The sequence below is a fragment of the Synechocystis sp. PCC 7339 genome, assembly GCF_019924095.1.
Lineage (GTDB): Bacteria > Cyanobacteriota > Cyanobacteriia > Cyanobacteriales > Microcystaceae > Synechocystis.
The window spans coordinates 2,778,222-2,795,016 of sequence record NZ_CP063659.1 but is presented as its reverse complement, the minus strand read 5'-3'; the positions used below and the strand labels follow the sequence as shown (position 1 = coordinate 2,795,016).

Below are 16,795 nucleotides of genomic sequence, written 5' to 3'. Positions count from 1 at the left end.
GTAATACGAGAGACCATAATGGGAGTCAAGACACCGTAAATTGTATTAATCTCCTACAGTCACAGTACCCATGTCATAAATACCAGTTTTATCGGCCGGAATCTCAAAGCGAATGGTCCGGGGAGGATCACTGAACAATTGCAATTCATACTCCCCTGGCCCCAGCCCTGTCAGCGCAAATCGTCCCGCCCGGTTAGTGAACAACTCCAAGGGCGACCAACTGGGATCGGATAAAGACCTGACTTGCCCCACTTGAAGCGCAATGGGTTCCCCCGCTTTATCCACCAAAGTCCCCCGCAAAAACACGGTGGATTCCGTACCCACTGTGATTAAAGTGCCACTTTTATAGCTAGGCAACAAATTAAAGACGGCATTGCCCAAGTCATAGCCAAGGGGCATATTAGGAGCGTCCACCCGCATTGTGGTTAAAGTATAGGAGCTTAGATCCGGCACTACCCCGGGCCCGACATAATTAGCTTCCGCCACAGGACCGTATAAGCCAGGATTGATTAATACTAGCTGATCGGCAAAATTGGGGTTACGGCTAAAAATGACGAAACTATCCCGCACCGGTCGGCTCCAGCCAAAGCGGCCATCAGCATAAACCAAAGCCGTACCAAAATTTAAGTTAGTACGATGACTGGACTGGTCATAGTCATGGTTGAGGTTAATATCCCCCACAAAGCCCCGGTAAGTCAGCCCTAGGCCGGTACCAAAATAGCCCGGATTGGGATTGTTGCTCAAATTAACGGTGGTGTTAACGCTGTTATATTGGGCGGGACTACGGGATGTCCAAGTCAGGGTGCTGGCCTGTTCCCGTTGACTGCTTAGGTTACTACGGGCCGTGAGGGATTGGAACTGGGAGGTTTGCAAAAAGTTGAATAATACCTGAGTTTCTGTTTGTCCCGACTGGTCTAAGCGATTATTCAGGGTCAAATTAACTTGTAAACCCCTCCCCAAATTAGTAGTGAAACCGATCGCCGCTCGGTAGGCATTGGGCTGGCCGAAACTACCAAGCTGATAACCCAAACCGAGGTTAATGCCCAAACCATCGATTAAAGTTTGACTGTAGTTGGCTCCAAAAGACCAGGAAATATCATTGGTGGCAGTGCCGAAAAAGTCCAATGGGTCCGGGGTAAAACCGATGGGAAAACTGCCAAAACGCTGAAAATAGGGACCCAAATATTCCACTTCCAAACCAAAATTAGGTAATCGGGCCTGGTTCCCCCCCAGGGCCAAAAATTGATACCGTAGTCGGAACGCATGGTCTAAACCGTTGCCATCATTCTCCAGGGCCGCATCCCAACCAAAGTTGCCCACGGAAGTGGCCAGAGTGCCTTCGATGCCAATCACCTGTTGGGAACCTGCCGCCTGTAGATAACCTCCCATAGTTAGGGTAGAAGTAATACCCTGCCGGTAAAAGCCGCCAATAATGGGCCGGGAAGTGTCATAGCTACGCACTCCATTGGTGGTGTAGGCTGGGAACCCTACCCCCAAGCCAAATTGATTCAAGCCCACCTCCAACAGATCCGTCGCCAGGGGAGCCGAAAAAGACAGTTCCTCAACCCGCCCCGCACTGTCGGTTATTTTCACCGTCACATTGTTCAGACCCGTATTTAGTCCAAAATTACGAATATCCTGGGGCCCCGCCGGTAATTGCAAAGTTTGTCGCAAGAGCCCATTGACAAAAATTTCCACCCTGGCTGGACTTTCTAGCAAAAATTCAAACTGCCCTGTGGGCCTAGTGGTCAAATAGGGCTGGAGGGAGAAGTTGCGAAACATCGCAAACCCCACCATGGGCACAAAGGACTGATAACTGCGGGCAGTGCTAAACAGATCACCCAAAACATAGCGGACCGCATTATCCGGATCATCCTTCACCAAACGAATATCGGAGCGAGTCCAGGGATTATTGCTCTGCTCAGCAAAACTAGCACTACCTTCGAGAACCCAGCCTTGATAATTAAGGGCCCCTTCTACGCCCAAATTCAGGGCTTGGCGGCCCAAATCACCGGTGCCATCCCAGGCATAGGGTTGGGTCCCAATTAAGTTGACAAAACCACTGAAGTTACTGGGACGTAGGGCTGTGGCGGCCCCTGGGGGAAGTTGTAAATTACCGGAGCCATAAACAATAGTTTTACGGAGATTGGGGGGAATAATAATCCTCAGTTCTAGCAACTGGTCATTAAAAGTGGCGTCGAGACCAACACTTTGCAGGGCCGCTAGGGTTAAATTGCCACTGTTGTCCACCAAATCAGCCAACCTTATTTGTATATCAGGTCTGGCATACTCTTCCATTTTGGATAACAAAGTAGAAGCCGTGATTTGTAAGCTACTGCTCCCTCCCAGGGAAACAAACACCACAATTTGCCCTTGTTGCAGGTCATTGATGAAAAATGGTGCTACTAGTCTTTGCACTCCAGTGGGGCGGGGGCGACCAAATACCCGTTCAAATAAATCATCTTCATTGCCCAGATTGGCTGGTGTAGGCTCAGAAGGTGTGACGGTCTGGTTATCTTCCTCCGTTGGTCCCTGCCCTGGAGGGGCTGTTTCCATTATGGGAGTTCCCTGTCCTAGCAATAAATCCAAAGCAGAATCGGGAGGGGGAAAATCGGCACTAAAAGTTTCTGCCCTGGCTGACTGAGCTAGGACTAGCCCGAAGACAGCGATCAGGCCGTTGCTCCAAATAATTGCTAGTACTGTCGAGTAGAATCGAAACACCATTGACCTAGATTAGGGCCTGTCAGCAAAGTCTACCAAGCAAGTTTTCCCTGGACGGCGATCGCCAAAATGTGAGGGGAATACTGCCCCAGTCACCTTTTAAAGCAAAGTGGTGGGCTAAGCACCACGTCAAATCCAGAGCCGCTTGGGAATAACCCTGCCGAAAAAATCTTGGGCTTCGATTAAAATTTTGTCAAGAAACAAAGCGGGTAGGGGGAATCGAACCCCCAACTAAAGCATGGGAGGCTTTCGTTTTACCACTAAACTATACCCGCGCAAGACTTCCACCATCTTAAAACATTAGGGAGCCCCCGCCTAGATGGTTGTCTTCTATTTTGAAATTTCCTCCACCGCCTGCGGGAGAAAGTTTAGAGTTATTTTAGTCCTCAACAAAAACCCCCTCTCTATTGCTCAGAAAGGGGGCTATATGGTCGCCTAAGCTTGAGTGTTTCGCTGGAGGAGTTTAATCACTAAACGAGCAAAGCTAGTTTGGCGTTGTTGCTGGCTAGGAGAGTTTGCAACTCTTCAGAATCGACGGTTTCTTTTTCGACTAGCATTTCCGCCAGTTGATCCAAAATACCCCGGTTCTCTAGCAAGACCTGCTTGGCCCGTTGATAGGCTTGGTCTACTAATTGACTTACTTCCTCATCGATCGCCGCGGCAGTTTCATCGGAAAAGTCCCGGTCAGAGGCAATATCCCGACCAAGGAACACCCCACCACCCTGACGACCCAAAGCTACCGGGCCCAGGCGATCGCTCATGCCGAAACGGGTTACCATCTGGCGGGCGACGCGGGCAACTTGTTGGAGGTCATTGGAAGCACCGGTGGTGACTTCTTCTTCGCCGAAAATAATTTCTTCGGCAATGCGGCCTCCCAGGGCAACGGCCATCTGATTTTGCAGATAGGAGCGGGAGTATAAACCGGATTCCATGCGGTCTTCACTGGGGGTGAACCAGGTTAAACCACCAGCCCGGCCCCGGGGAATGATGCTAATTTTTTGCACTGGATCGTAATCCGGCATCAAAGCTCCCACCAAAGCGTGGCCAGCTTCGTGGTAAGCCACCAAGGTTTTGCGTTTTTCGCTCATTACCCGATTTTTCTTCTCAGGACCAGCCAACACCCGGTCAATGGCATCGTTGACTTCGTCCATGGAAATTTCGGTCAAGTTGCGACGGGCGGCTAAAATAGCGGCTTCGTTCAACAAGTTGGAAAGGTCCGCACCGGTGAAACCAGGGGTACGGCGGGCAATTTTATCCAAATCTACATCTTGGGAAAGGGTTTTGCCCCGGGCATGGACATTGAGGATTTCTCGACGGCCAGCATAGTCAGGACGGTCTACCACCACTTGACGATCGAAACGACCGGGACGCATCAAAGCGGAGTCCAGTACGTCGGGGCGGTTAGTGGCAGCGACAATGATAATGCCAGTGTTGCCTTCAAAGCCGTCCATTTCCGTTAGTAACTGGTTGAGAGTCTGTTCCCGCTCATCGTTACCACCACCGAGGCCCGCGCCCCGTTGACGACCAACGGCATCAATCTCATCGATGAAGACAATACAGGGAGCATTGGCTTTGGCTTGCTCAAATAAATCCCGTACCCGGGAGGCTCCCACACCGACAAACATTTCCACAAATTCTGAGCCGGAGATGGAAAAGAACGGTACTCCAGCTTCCCCCGCAACGGCTTTGGCTAAAAGGGTTTTACCGGTACCGGGAGGGCCCACCAGGAGCACACCTTTGGGAATCTTGGCTCCCAATTCGGTAAAGCGGTCGGCGTTTTTCAGGAAGTCCACCACTTCGGTGAGTTCTAGTTTGGCTTGCTCAATGCCGGCCACGTCCCCGAAGGTAACTTGGGTTTGGGGTTCCATTTGCACCCGTGCTTTGGATTTACCAAAGTTCATGGCTTGGGAACCAGGGCCACTCTGGGCCCGGCGAAAGAGGAAGAAAATCCCCACCAGGAGCAAGATGGGCAAAAATAGGGTGCTGGCGATGCGGAACCAGAAGCCTTCGTCGCTCTGGGGCTGGACGGCAATATCCACGTTGTGTTGGGTGAGGATATTGATCAAGTCTGGATCGTTGGGCAGATTAACCAAGTAGGGAGGGCCACCGCTGGGGTTGGGCACTTGGGCTTGGGTCCGGTCGGCGCTGAGGTTAACCCGTTCGATCTGATTAGCTTCTACCCGATTGACGAAATCGCTGTAGCTGAGGGTTTCTCTAGTTTGGGTCGGACGGTCGAAAAAGGCCGATGCCAACGCTAAAACGACAATCAACAGCAAGGCATATAGGCCCGCGTTACGCCATTTTTTATTATTTTTGCTCACGCTAGAACTCTCCAATAGTGAGTGTAGTTATCATATTCCACCAGCTAGCAATGGATGTGGTGGAGAATAAACAGTTGTTAACTTATGTTAACGCTTCTCAGAAACAATTGGCCACTGTACCGAAAAAATGCTAGGGGTACGGGCTATGTTACTGTCAGTCCCCCTGGGTTGGGGTAAAGCGTTTAAACTCCTGCTCCAGGGAATCCTGGTCGGTGCGGTAGGTGATGTCCGCCTGGGTGATGACGGTGCTGGTGGCCCAATCTTGGGCAAATTCTAGTTTAGCTTTGAGGGGGGGGGAGGGCGGTTGTAGAAGTTTGGCCCGCTGTTGCCGATCGCCGTTGCGATGTTCCAGTTTTTGATTACGTTGTTGTAACCAGAAGTACCTCACCAAGGGAATGGCTAGGAAGCCCACCGCATAGGCCACCAGGAGGCCGTAGATGCTCTGGATAAAATAAACGAGTTCTCCCAAATCAAGCTCAGCCCCGTAGGTTTTTAGCATGACCCCCAAACTCAAGGCCAAAACTAGGTTGACTCCCCCTAAGGCGATCGCCGCTATTTTTTGTCCCGCAGAAGCCTGACTAAATTTCCAGGGTTTTTCCCGCAGGTAGGAAGCTAGGGTGGTGGATTGGCGCTCCTGGACACTGATTTGCAGATCGGGGAAAGTGTAAATTAGCTCACCGTTGTGGGAAACCTGGGGGTAGCCATTAAAGCGGGCCAAGACAGGAATCATGTAGTCCTCATTTTCCCGGTTGAACTTGGTCACATTATCCAAATAGGGGGCGGCCTGTTCGGCGGCGATCGCCCCACCGTTATTGCGAATTAAACTACCCAGGGTTTGCCAACGTTTTTCCTCCAAATCTTCATTGGGGTCGCCATCCCCAAATAGAAACGAAAAAATTGCTTCGAGGAAGTTAAGCTCGTTTTTATTTTTATCAGACTTTTTCTTGTCCCGTTTTTGCCGCCCACCATCGGGACTGAGCAACCAAAAAATATCCCCCGGCCAGAAAAATATTCCACCACCACCACCGCCACTGCGATTGCTTCCCCCAGAAAAGTTAAAGCCCCCATCGTTATCATTATCAGATTTGGAATTGACAGCAATGACAATGGCAATAATGGCCACCAACATCAACAGAATCGAAAGAATAAGGATAATACCAAAGGAAATACGGATCAGGTAAAACAAGACCTGCCAAATGCTCTGGAGCCAACTCTGAAACCGCAAGCGCCAATATTTATTGCGGAGAATATTGCGGAATTGCTTGGGGAAAGCAAACACAATCTCGCCGGATTCCGCCACTTGGAGATGGCCCTCCACCTCCGACGCCAAGGTCAGTAACCCCTGTTGGGTTTGGTTAATTTCTAGGCCCGCTTGGCTGGCCACGTCCCCCACCGTGACCACATAGTCCAACTGCTCCACGGCGGTCATAATTTGGGGATTAAAGGCGACACTCATTCCACTGCCCTCGGACGTGACAATCATTAAAATTATTCTTCTAGTATAGAGAGAAGATTTTTTGTCGATATGTGGGTTTAGTGGTTATGAATGTGCGTTTTCCTCACTTTTGTTTAGGCTTAATATTTGCTAGCTTGGTATGCGGCGCTGGAGCTCTCCCCCTAGCCGCAGCGGAACGGGTGGTGCTAACCTATAGCGTTTTCCGAGAATCGGTCTCCATTGAAGAGTTGGGGGAATTGAGTCGCACTGGAAAGGTGTCTTCCTCCCTCAAAGCCTATTTAAAAATGGCCAATAAGGATCCTGAAGAATTGCGGGGTTGGCTCAATCAACCGTTTCAGGCAGATCCGGTTACCCTCTCCCGAGTACTTAACAGTTTTGCCGGAGAATATGTGCTCAATCAGGTCGGTCAGGTAATCCACACCCCTTCCAAGCGGGACAATAAAGAAGCCCTGCGGGGAGCCATTATTACTTCTGCAGAGAAAGATAATCAGGTACGGCTCATCGAAGTGCTGGAAAATTATCCCACCCCAGAACTCCATGTCAACGGCGATCGTCTAATGGAACTGTACCAGCAGGTGGAAGGGTTGACAGCCATGTTGGGTCGTTTGCCTTTTTAATCGAACTCTGACTTTTACCATTTCCTCAAATCTCTAATACCTGTAGATACCTCTGCTTTGGTTTAATTTTTCTTATTTTCTGCCTAACTTGGCCAGGGCTAGTGTATTTTTATGACTTAATGTCTTATTTGTTAATGATTTAGGCAAATGAGTGGGCCACGATCTGAATTTGATCCTCGAAAAAGCCAATCTAATAAGATCAAGCATGGAATAAGCTTTACTGAAGCTCAATTTTTGTGGTCAGACAATCAAAGAATTCAGATTTCAGCCCGTACCAATGATGAGCCTCGCTTTGTTGTAGTTGGTATAATCGAGGATAAGCACTGGTCAGTGGTGATTACTTATCGTAGTGAAAGAATTCGGATTATTTCAGTTAGTTGTTCCAGAAAAGAGGAGGTAAAGCTCTATGAAGGCTGAGAATTTTGATCGTAAGTTTGACGCAGGAGAATCAATTCTTGAATACTTGGATTTATCCCGAATTCAAAGGGGGAATGATAACGAAGACGAAGAAGAAATTGTTGCACTGACATTGCCGCCGTCCACTATTCTCGCATTAAAGGCAGAGAGTCAACGGATCAACCTCCCATTGAATATAATGCTAAAAAAATGGATTGAAGAGAAATTGTCAGCCTCATTTTAAGTAAGCAATCTAAGGTTTTGTGTAAATGTAGGTTGTTGGGATATTGGATGAAAATTTTTATTGGTGTTAAGAACATCTTGCAAACGTACTTAAACAGCTTCCCGGGGCTCAACTCTGAGAGGAATTCGAATTTAAACTCCGCCATATTGCCAGGATTTTTTAATGCAGTTCAAACACTCTAGGGAGACATTTTCCTCTGAGGTGGCATGGAGCAAACAAAGTTTCTTTTCCCAGATATTAATTCAACCAAGCAAAAATGCCACAATTGGCTGTCCTTACTCAATAGCAATGCCGGTGAGCTCAGCTAGTTTAGTATTTTTGCTTTTAAATCGTTTAAATTTACTGAAGTGGTCTAAATCTAGCTATAGTATCCCCATCAACCATCTTGAGCAATGCCATGGGACACACTATCAAAGCACCTCTGACTGTCCAGGGAGTTGGACTGCACTCTGGAGTGGAAACCACCGTTACCCTTTGCCCAGTGGCGGCGGGAAAGGGTCGTTATTTCCAGCGGGTGGATTTGCCCAAAAAGCCCATTATTCCAGCGGATTTGACCTGGGTGCGGGAAGCCATGCTTTCAACGGAGCTAGGGGAACCCGGGGCAACGATCAGGACAGTAGAACATTTACTTGCGACCTTGGTGGCCTTGGACATTAGTGATTTACGCATTGAAGTTAACGGCCCGGAAGTGCCTCTGCTGGATGGTTCTGCCCTTAGTTGGTTAGCGGCGATCGCCAGGGTGGGGACCAGGCCCCAATCAAAGAAAAAGCAAGAGCAGCCCATTGTGATTACAACCCCTTTGACCTGTCAACTTGAGGATGCGTTTGTGGCGGCCTTTCCCTGTGCAACTACCCGCTTCAGCTACGGAGTAGATTATCCCTATCTACCCATTGGTAAACAGTGGTACACTTGGGAACCGGCCCAGGAAAAATTTGCCACGGCGATCGCCCCAGCCAGAACTTTTGGCTTTGCGGATCAGATTGAAAAGTTGCGCCAGGCCGGACTAATTAAGGGGGGCAGTTTGGAAAATGCTTTGGTGTGCGATAAAGAGAAATGGCTCAATCCCCCGTTGCGCTTCCCCGATGAGCCGGTGCGCCATAAGCTCTTGGATTTGCTGGGAGATTTAAGTCTATTGGAAAAGATTCCCCAAGCCCATTTTGTCGCCTATAAAGCTAGCCATAAACTCCATACCCAGTTGGCGCAGAAAATTGCCGACACCTACAGTTAAAAACGGTCGATTTAGGGCGCTTTCGGTTCTGTCAAAATAATTTTGCGTTGCTGGGGATTGTGACGGGGGCTTAATTCCTCCATAATTTTGCGGCTCTGGCTGGGGTCAAAACTACGGTGGAAGTCACTGCGGAGTTGCTTAACCCTGGCTTCCGTTTCCTTTACCTGCATTTGAATTTCGTTGAGTTTATTCTGTTGGGTTTGTTGATGGGGCAAAAGTCTGGCGATCGCCATAATGGAAACCACCACAAAAACACCATTGAGGCCCAGCTTGAAAAGAATTTCCCACACTAGCCACTTATGTTCAGGTTGAAACTTTTGTTCGGGGCGCTTACGACTTCTGGAACGGGGACGGCGGGGATTACTGGATTTGAACGTTTGGGCAGTCATGGCGGGTAATTTTTGAGCCGGAGATAGCAAGAGGTCTGACAACTCACACCGGACTCTAAAGATGCCAGCATTTCCCCTAAAAATCAATAGGGCGCAACGAAATCACGCCCTAAGGATCGGATTATACGGCCGACGTTGGTCTACTTATAAAGTTCCGTGGAGAGACGGAAAGCGAGGAAAGCAGGCAGGAGAGCAACCACTAAGGCTGCCAAAATTTGGGTGTCAGATAATGCCATGGATAGTTAACTCCTAGATAAAAACAGATCGTGAGAAACATTAACAACACTTTGCAATATGGGGGCAGTTTTGGGAAACAAGTTGTTACAAGTCTTTAGAAAACTCGATATTTGCCCAAATCCTATCCCCAGGGTGGCCAACTGAATAACCTAGTTTTAGGCTAGAGTTCTCCCCGGATTTCCTCCACCACGCCATCCCGGAGCACCAACTCCACCCCCATTTTTTGCACCAGGTTATCCCCTTTTTGGAGGCGGAAAAAGCTCTCCATCTGCCCCTGGATCACTTCCTGGTTGAGTTCTAATAACTGCACCTGTTGCATTTGTTGCAAGGCTTGGTTTTTCTGCTCAAGGATTTCGCTCTTTTGTTGATTGACCTGCATTTGAATATTTTCAATTTGCTGGCTGACATTGGCAGGCAGGGGCACCAAGCTTTGTTTTTTGATTTCGGCGATCGCCCGTTGACTTTGGGCATCAAGTTGTTGCACCTGATTATCCATCTGACCCACCTGGGCTTGGAGTTGTTGTTGCATTTCCTCTTTCCAGCGGGGGGTAACAATTACCTTGAGGGTGACGGGACGCTTGAGCAGTAATGTGTTGTTAGTATCGTCCATAAAATTGAATTAAACCTAAAACTAGGGAAAGGGTTACATTGCAGTGCATCCCCAGAATATCTTCCCAGTGCGGTTAAACCAAGCTAGAAGCCCTACCAATTGACCCTAGAAGTCATTACCATCAACCAAGGATGGCCCCACCACAGCAGGGCAATGAAGCACATTACCCCCACATAGGCTGGTTTAATAAATTCCTGCCACACCAGGGTCTGCTTTCCCTCCCAAATCGCTTGAAAGGGAATAATGGAAGTTCTTTGCTTGACCTGCAAAAAAGCCTCGCCATATTTCTGGTACCAACGGCGATCGCCATGCCAGACTGCAAAGCAATGGTGGGCAATTAGCCCCACACTAGTGACCAAAGTAAAAGTGGTTCCTAACCAGAGCGTATGGGCCAGACACCAGATTACCTGGCCGACCATTTGGGGATGGCGACAAATGCGAATAATGCCTGTTTCATAGAGGTGAATTTCCGGCTTTTGGATAGCGGCAATTTCCAAGAGGTTAAAAGTGGCCGGGAAAAGAAAGAAAAAGGAGAGGGCAGACAAAATCCATACCAGGGGTTTAACTCCCGTGACTCCCTGCACTTGCCAGAGTTGGAGGCCGTCATAGCGGTGGTTGAAAAAGTAAATAATCAAACCCGTGGCCAGGGGAATACTCACCAGGGCAAATAAAACTCGATAGCCCCTAGCGCCAATTTTGCTTTCCCCCCAGGGTCGTAGGGCCGCTAAGCCACTATGAGCTATTGCAAACAGCAAAAGATAGGCAGCAATAATGCCATGACTAGGGGTTAACCAGGGCCAGGGGGAGGAAATATCAAACAAGGCCAAAGGATTCAACGGAGGAAAGGGGGCAAAAACCATGGAAAAGTGTACGGGGTCAATGGCCAACAGCGAAACGGCGATCGCCAACGGTGACAGTTGACAAACAATACATTTTCCCACACCCCTATGCCCAAAGACGGCTTAGAATTGAGTATTGCTGTTTCTGTACCGTCCCGCCCCCTAGGTAATTTGCCATGCAGCGCACCCGATTAAATACCATCGTTGAAGTTCGTGGCCAACAACTTGCTCAATTTTTCAGGAATCCCTGGCGGCGTATTTCCCTAAGTTTATTAGCCTTTTTATTAGGCTTTTTTGTTGGGACTGCCGTAGCGACCACCGCCGGTCAGAATGCCCAATGGGACGTAGTTTGCGCCGCCTTTATTCTGCTTTTTTGTGAATTTACTAACCGTTGGTTCTATCGCCGGGGGGTGAAGATGGGAGAAATACGGGCAGACGTATTCAATATTTTTAAAATGGGAGTTTCTTACAGTTTATTTTTGGAAGCTTTCAAATTGGGTTCTTAAAGATATTCGTAACAGAATCATGCTTAATTTAAAGATTCAATTTAGGTTTGGCAAATGATATCATTGATTAGCTTTTGGTTATTTTTTGCCTTCAGTTTACGACAACCCCAACAAAGACAATTTTTAATTAATAAACCTTGGCAAGACTGGTTATTGGATGGCACAGGTTTAGCCGTGCAGGGGGCAATTATTCCCCTGCTGCAATTGTTACTGGTAATAAAATTTTATTCCCTTATTATTCCCCAGTGGCAACATAGTTTTAACCTGTTTCCCGCATGGCAATTTTTACTAGGCTTTGTGGCCATTGATTACGTTTATTACTGGAGCCATCGAGCCTTGCACAGTAAATTATTATTTCCCATTCACCAAGTCCACCACACCGTTAGTCAAATGGATTTGGTTAGCTGTGCCCGCAATACCCTCTGGTCTAGTTTATTTTTGCCCTACGTTTGGTTAAATAGCCTCATAATTTATTCGTTGCAGGATGCTAGAGGATATATTTTGGCCATTAGTTGCACCTATTTGCTGGATTTATGGCGACACAGTTCCCTGAATATAAATAAAGGTTCTTTGTTACACTATTACTTAAATGATTGGTTGATTTTGCCCCAAGACCACGGCCTACATCATCACCAAATTAGTAAGGGGAATTTTGGCGCTAATTTAAAGTTTTGGGATAAAATTCACGGCACTTATTTGGGAGATATGCCACATTCCCAGATAGATCAACTTCCTAAGATAGGTATTAAACTACACTTAGCTTTATGGCAACAACTTTTTTGGCCATTTGCTTGAAAATGGAGTGAAAAATAATTCAATTCTACAAAAAAATAATATCTAAAAACATCCTTAATAATCAAAATTCAAGTTTCTCAAACTAAAAAACTGGGAATGATAAAATTTTTTGTAAACTAGGTTGTTGGAAACAAAAAATCAAGGATGTTAGCTACTCTAGGAAAAATTTTATGATCACTCCCCCAAAAACTCAGAAGTGTCGCCATCCAATTTAATTTATTTTAAACTGCCATGACTTTGTTGAGTAAACTCCTGGCATTATTTCCAGGCTTAGTAGTTACTTTAGCCTTTACTTGTGCCATTTTCTTGGTCATGACTCAGGCTTGGTGGTGGCTACTATTGCTAGTGTTAATTATTTACGGTTTGCCCTTGCTAACCTATCGAATTCACCAACTCTTTTATCCTCTACAACCGGGACTTAGTTATTTGGTGGGAAGAAATTATGTTCCTTGGTGGGGAACCTATCAAATCCAACTGATTTATAACACCTTTCCGGCCCTCGAAAGATTACTGCACTTTGTCCCAGGTTTATTTTCTCTTTGGCTCCGGTTATGGGGTTCCATCATCGGGAAAAACGTACTCTGGACTCCCAGCATACAAATCCTGGACCGGGGAATGCTACACATTGGCGACCGAGTGATATTTGGTCATCGAGTTACTTTCGTGGGCCACGCCATCAAGCCAAAACGGCATAATCTCCTGCTTTATGTTGAACGGATCACAATTGGTAACAATGTTTTTATCAGTGCGGGGGTAGGTCTTGGCCCTGGAGTGGTGATCGCCGATGGAAGTTATATTCCCTTTGGCAAAAAGATTTTTCCACGGCAAAAGATTGGCTCCAAAAAATAAATCACGGCGGCCTAACGGGGGAAACGGGCCATCAAAGTTTGCACCTGTTCTGCATGGTAGGAACTGCGAGTCAAAGGGGAAGCCACCACCTGCAAAAAGCCAATGGACTCACCGTAAACTCGCCAAGCATCGAATTGATCCGGAGTGACAAATTCCTGAACTCCCAAATGTTTTTGGCTAGGTTGTAAATACTGACCAATAGTTAAAATATCGCAGTCTACCCCTCGCAGTTCTTCCATTACCTGTCGTACTTCGGTGTCTGTTTCCCCCAGCCCCACCATAATGCCGGATTTAGTGTAAACCTTGGGCAAGATTTGCTTAGCTTGGTTGAATAACTCCAGGGATTGACCATAATCTGCCTGGGGCCGCACCCGTTTATAAAGTCGGGGCACTGTTTCCATATTGTGATTTAACACCTCTGGAGCTGCTTCTAACAATGTTGCCAAGGCCTGCCAATTGCCGCACAAATCTGGAATCAAAACCTCAATGGTGGTGCCTGGAGAAATTTTGCGGGTCGCTTCTATGCAACGAACAAACTGGGAGGCTCCCCCATCGGGTAAATCATCCCGATTAACCGCAGTAATCACCACATGCTTGAGATTTAGTCTTTTCACCGCAGCCGCTAATCTTTCCGGTTCCGTCGGGTCCAGGGGCTGGGGACGCTTCTCAAAATCAATATCACAATAGGGACAAGCCCTTGTGCAAGCAGGACCCATAATCAAAAAAGTCGCCGTCCCGGCCTGAAAACACTCGCCAATGTTGGGACAGGAAGCTTCTTCACATACGGTGTTTAATTGCAAATCCCGTAGAATATCCTTAACACTGCCCACCCTCTGCCATTGGGGCGCTTTGACTCGGAGCCAATCCGGTTTGACGGTCACGTCCAATCTCTCCTGCTATGGGAGATCCGATTGTACCAAAAATTCTTAACGGCCTTTCTCTGCACCTGGGGGACAAGGGAAGAGTCCTGTTCCACTGACCCAGACAAACGGGGAAATCTGGATTGATGGTTGAAAACTTTGTTCCATTTCTCTATTCATGGTCAAGGCACGAAACCCTGAAAATACCTGGGTCTACCGGGAAATTTATCTCCTGATGTTCTCTAAGCAAGCCAACCCTAAAAGTTAGAATGGTTGATGGACAAGATTTTCTCCCATACCGCCATGACACAAGCCAATGCTGATCCCTGTTTTGAAACCGGACATATTTGCCCCATTCAGCATGTGGTGGATTTACTGGACAATAAATGGTCGATTTTGGTGTTGCGGGAACTGTTCAAGGGACAACGACGCACGGGCCAGTTGTTGGATGCTTTACCCGGTTGCAGTACTAAAACCCTGACCCTAAGACTCAGGCAACTGGAAACCCATGGCATTATCAATCGGGATGTGTATCCAGAAATCCCCCCCAGGGTGGAGTATTCTCTTACTGCTAGGGGTAGGGAAATTCAGCCAGTGCTGATCGCTATGCACAAACTGGGCTCCGACTGGCTAGAGCAGGAATCTTGTGAATGTAGCATTGTGACCGGCGAAGGGGCAAACTAACACCCCCTGCAATGTTTTCGCTCCTGGGCCAACTCTGCATGATGACTGGAATTTCTGCTTGCTTCCTCTCATTAGTTAAGTCAATTTTCCCACTCCAACCATGACCAAACGATGAAATTTTGTCCCCTCTGGGCATTGCTAGGAGCTAGGGAGATGGAAACCCTTGTTAGACCCAACCTAGATGGTGGTGGCCCAAGCAAATACCAGACTGGCGATCGCCGTTGCCGGGAACTCAACAGCCGCTAGGATATTAAAAAGCCCATTCGCTTAATCTTGTTTAGAGTGCATCGCCATGAATCTAGTCAGCCTGGAAAATTTTTTAGACAATACTGCCTTCCTTGTGCTTTTGCTGACCATGTTTGCCTACTGGGTGGCGGTGGTATTTCCCAAACCATGGTTAGTGCAGGGGGCTAGTGGGGCCATGGCGATCGCCAATTTGACTATTACGGCTCTGTTGGGGGCTCGGTGGCTAGAAGCGGGCTATTTTCCCATTAGTAATCTTTACGAATCTCTATTTTTCCTGGCCTGGGGCATTACGGCGGTCCATTTCATTGCTGAGCGCATGAGCCAGAGCCGTTTTGTCGGGGCGGTCACCAGTCCGATCGCCTTGGGCATTGTAGCTTTTGCCGCCTTAACCTTGCCGGTGGACATGCAACAGTCTGCTCCCCTCGTACCGGCGCTGAAATCTAACTGGCTGATGATGCACGTCAGTGTGATGATGGTCAGCTATGCCACCCTCATGGTGGGCTCCCTATTGGCGATCGCCTTTTTGTTTGTCACCAGGGGTCAGGCGGTGGAGCTCCGGGGTAGTTCCGTTGGTACAGGGGGATTCCGGCAAGGATTGGTGAAAGGCAATAACCTCAATGCCTTGAGTGGTCTAAGTCCCGCCCTAGAAGGGGTAAACGGTAACTCTGGCAATGTGGCGGTGCTGGAAAAAACTACCTCCCCCCCCACCATCACCCTTTCTCCCCAACTGCTTACCCTGGCAGACACCTTGGACAATATTAGTTACCGTATTATTGGCCTGGGCTTTCCCCTCCTCACCATTGGCATTATTGCCGGAGCCGTCTGGGCCAACGAAGCTTGGGGTTCCTACTGGAGTTGGGATCCCAAGGAAACCTGGGCGTTAATCACCTGGTTAGTGTTTGCCGCCTATCTCCACGCCCGCATCACCAAAGGTTGGCAGGGCCGCAAACCCGCTATTTTGGCCGCCAGCGGTTTTACGGTGGTCTGGATTTGTTATCTGGGCGTCAATTTATTGGGTAAAGGTCTCCATTCCTACGGTTGGTTTTTGTAATTCTTTTACAATCTAGGCCTACCATCCAAAAATCTTTAGGGCGATGCCAGTCCTGTTTTCCTTACTGTGTTGTCTGCTGTTCAAATATTTACCTAAGGATGTGTGCAAGCACATCTTTTTTTTGATAAAAATTGCGGTCAGAAGTGGAATTTCGGCAATCCCCCCAATGTCTTTCCTGGAAACCGAATCTATCCTAGGAGGGGAAATTTTAAGATGGAACCATCAAAGGTTAATCAACCCCTCCCATACACTAGGAGTTAACATTATGTCTCTCATTCTTTACAATCCCCTGCGGGAAATGGATAGCTTCCAAAAGCAAATGAACCAACTGTTTGATGAGGTTTTTGTGCCCTCGGAGCGCCAAGGATTTAACCCTAAAGCAGAATTAACTGAAACCGAAGAAGCCTATGTGCTCAAGCTCGAATTGCCCGGCATTAGCCCCGATAATTTAGACATCCAAGCCACTAGGGATGCGGTGACCGTCAGCGGCGATCGCCAAGATACCCACAGCACTGAAAAAGATGGTGTGCGGCGTACCGAGTTTCGCTATGGCAGTTTTCACCGGGTCATTCCCGTGCCCGGGGCCATCCAAAATTCAGAAGTTAAAGCTAACTATGATGCTGGCATCTTAACTCTCACTTTACCCAAAGTGGAAGAAGCAAAAAATAAAGTAGTGAAAGTTCAATTGTGTTAATAGTGTCATTCCCCTGGCTGGGGCAATCACTATCTGAGATTTCTAAAACCTC

19 protein-coding genes and 1 tRNA gene are annotated in these 16,795 nt (G+C 47.9%); 11 read left to right on the top strand and 9 right to left on the bottom strand.

Features of this window, described 5'->3' with window-relative positions; genetic code table 11:
• Positions 1–45 precede the first annotated feature (45 nt).
• From IQE94_RS13245 to IQE94_RS13230, 4 genes are all read right to left on the bottom strand, one after another.
• A complete protein-coding gene (locus IQE94_RS13245; protein ID WP_223342103.1) occupies positions 46–2,724 on the bottom strand; it encodes a fimbria/pilus outer membrane usher protein in 2,679 nt (892 codons plus the stop codon).
• 201 nt (positions 2,725–2,925) lie between these two features.
• Positions 2,926–2,996 (bottom strand) — tRNA-Gly (locus tag IQE94_RS13240).
• Positions 2,997–3,191: 195 nt separating this feature from the next.
• Positions 3,192–5,042: an ATP-dependent zinc metalloprotease FtsH3 gene (gene ftsH3, locus IQE94_RS13235; RefSeq protein ID WP_212721091.1), complete on the bottom strand. Its 1,851-nt coding sequence runs from the start codon at positions 5,040–5,042 to the stop codon at positions 3,192–3,194.
• Between the two features lie 154 nt (positions 5,043–5,196).
• Entirely contained in the window at positions 5,197–6,525 is a 1,329-nt protein-coding gene (locus IQE94_RS13230; protein WP_223342102.1) for a hypothetical protein, read from the bottom strand.
• A gap of 59 nt (positions 6,526–6,584) precedes the next feature.
• On the opposite strand from IQE94_RS13230, the gene IQE94_RS13225 reads away from it, so the two are divergent.
• The 4 genes from IQE94_RS13225 (at position 6,585) to lpxC (ending at position 8,983) form a co-directional block, all read left to right on the top strand.
• Positions 6,585–7,115, top strand: a complete 531-nt coding sequence (locus tag IQE94_RS13225; RefSeq protein WP_223342101.1) for an alpha/beta hydrolase — start codon at positions 6,585–6,587, stop codon at positions 7,113–7,115.
• Positions 7,116–7,262: 147 nt separating this feature from the next.
• Positions 7,263–7,532, top strand: coding sequence for a BrnT family toxin (locus IQE94_RS13220; RefSeq protein WP_212721097.1), 270 nt, complete (start codon positions 7,263–7,265; stop codon positions 7,530–7,532).
• A complete protein-coding gene (brnA, locus tag IQE94_RS13215; protein WP_212721099.1) occupies positions 7,522–7,755 on the top strand; it encodes a type II toxin-antitoxin system BrnA family antitoxin in 234 nt (77 codons plus the stop codon). The genes IQE94_RS13220 and brnA overlap by 11 nt, the downstream gene beginning before the upstream one ends.
• 397 nt (positions 7,756–8,152) lie before the next feature.
• Complete coding sequence (lpxC, locus tag IQE94_RS13210; protein ID WP_212721102.1) at positions 8,153–8,983, top strand: UDP-3-O-acyl-N-acetylglucosamine deacetylase; 831 nt, start codon at positions 8,153–8,155, stop codon at positions 8,981–8,983.
• An 11-nt stretch (positions 8,984–8,994) separates the two neighbouring features.
• Here lpxC and IQE94_RS13205 read toward each other — a convergent pair whose 3' ends face one another.
• The 4 genes from IQE94_RS13205 to IQE94_RS13190 form a co-directional block, all read right to left on the bottom strand.
• Positions 8,995–9,372, bottom strand: coding sequence for a hypothetical protein (locus IQE94_RS13205; protein WP_212721111.1), 378 nt, complete (start codon positions 9,370–9,372; stop codon positions 8,995–8,997).
• A 140-nt stretch (positions 9,373–9,512) separates the two neighbouring features.
• Positions 9,513–9,608 carry a photosystem I reaction center subunit XII gene (psaM, locus tag IQE94_RS13200; protein WP_010871633.1) on the bottom strand — a complete coding sequence of 32 codons (96 nt, stop codon included), beginning with the start codon at positions 9,606–9,608 and terminating at the stop codon, positions 9,513–9,515.
• 161 nt (positions 9,609–9,769) lie between these two features.
• Entirely contained in the window at positions 9,770–10,219 is a 450-nt protein-coding gene (locus IQE94_RS13195; protein WP_194017234.1) for a YlqD family protein, read from the bottom strand.
• Positions 10,220–10,311: 92 nt separating this feature from the next.
• Positions 10,312–11,160, bottom strand: a complete 849-nt coding sequence (locus IQE94_RS13190; RefSeq protein WP_370630477.1) for an NnrU family protein — start codon at positions 11,158–11,160, stop codon at positions 10,312–10,314.
• Positions 11,161–11,234: 74 nt separating this feature from the next.
• On the opposite strand from IQE94_RS13190, the gene IQE94_RS13185 reads away from it, so the two are divergent.
• The 3 genes from IQE94_RS13185 (at position 11,235) to IQE94_RS13175 (ending at position 13,208) form a co-directional block, all read left to right on the top strand.
• Positions 11,235–11,564: a DUF565 domain-containing protein gene (locus IQE94_RS13185; RefSeq protein ID WP_212721113.1), complete on the top strand. Its 330-nt coding sequence runs from the start codon at positions 11,235–11,237 to the stop codon at positions 11,562–11,564.
• A gap of 54 nt (positions 11,565–11,618) precedes the next feature.
• Entirely contained in the window at positions 11,619–12,359 is a 741-nt protein-coding gene (locus tag IQE94_RS13180; RefSeq protein WP_212721114.1) for a sterol desaturase family protein, read from the top strand.
• Between the two features lie 231 nt (positions 12,360–12,590).
• Positions 12,591–13,208, top strand: coding sequence for an acyl transferase (locus tag IQE94_RS13175; protein WP_212721115.1), 618 nt, complete (start codon positions 12,591–12,593; stop codon positions 13,206–13,208).
• 11 nt (positions 13,209–13,219) lie between these two features.
• Here the strand turns inward: IQE94_RS13175 and lipA are convergent, their stop codons facing one another.
• Complete coding sequence (lipA, locus tag IQE94_RS13170) at positions 13,220–14,089, bottom strand: lipoyl synthase (protein WP_212721117.1); 870 nt, start codon at positions 14,087–14,089, stop codon at positions 13,220–13,222.
• Positions 14,090–14,344: 255 nt separating this feature from the next.
• Here lipA and IQE94_RS13165 point away from each other — a divergent pair, with 255 nt between their 5' ends.
• From IQE94_RS13165 to IQE94_RS13155, 4 genes are all read left to right on the top strand, one after another.
• Positions 14,345–14,752, top strand: a complete 408-nt coding sequence (locus IQE94_RS13165; RefSeq protein ID WP_223342100.1) for a winged helix-turn-helix transcriptional regulator — start codon at positions 14,345–14,347, stop codon at positions 14,750–14,752.
• Positions 14,753–14,863: 111 nt separating this feature from the next.
• Positions 14,864–14,998 carry a hypothetical protein gene (locus tag IQE94_RS18670; RefSeq protein ID WP_255611293.1) on the top strand — a complete coding sequence of 45 codons (135 nt, stop codon included), beginning with the start codon at positions 14,864–14,866 and terminating at the stop codon, positions 14,996–14,998.
• Between the two features lie 46 nt (positions 14,999–15,044).
• Entirely contained in the window at positions 15,045–16,049 is a 1,005-nt protein-coding gene (gene ccsB, locus IQE94_RS13160; RefSeq protein WP_212721121.1) for a c-type cytochrome biogenesis protein CcsB, read from the top strand.
• Positions 16,050–16,314: 265 nt separating this feature from the next.
• Positions 16,315–16,743, top strand: a complete 429-nt coding sequence (locus IQE94_RS13155; RefSeq protein ID WP_212721123.1) for an Hsp20/alpha crystallin family protein — start codon at positions 16,315–16,317, stop codon at positions 16,741–16,743.
• Positions 16,744–16,795 lie beyond the last annotated feature (52 nt).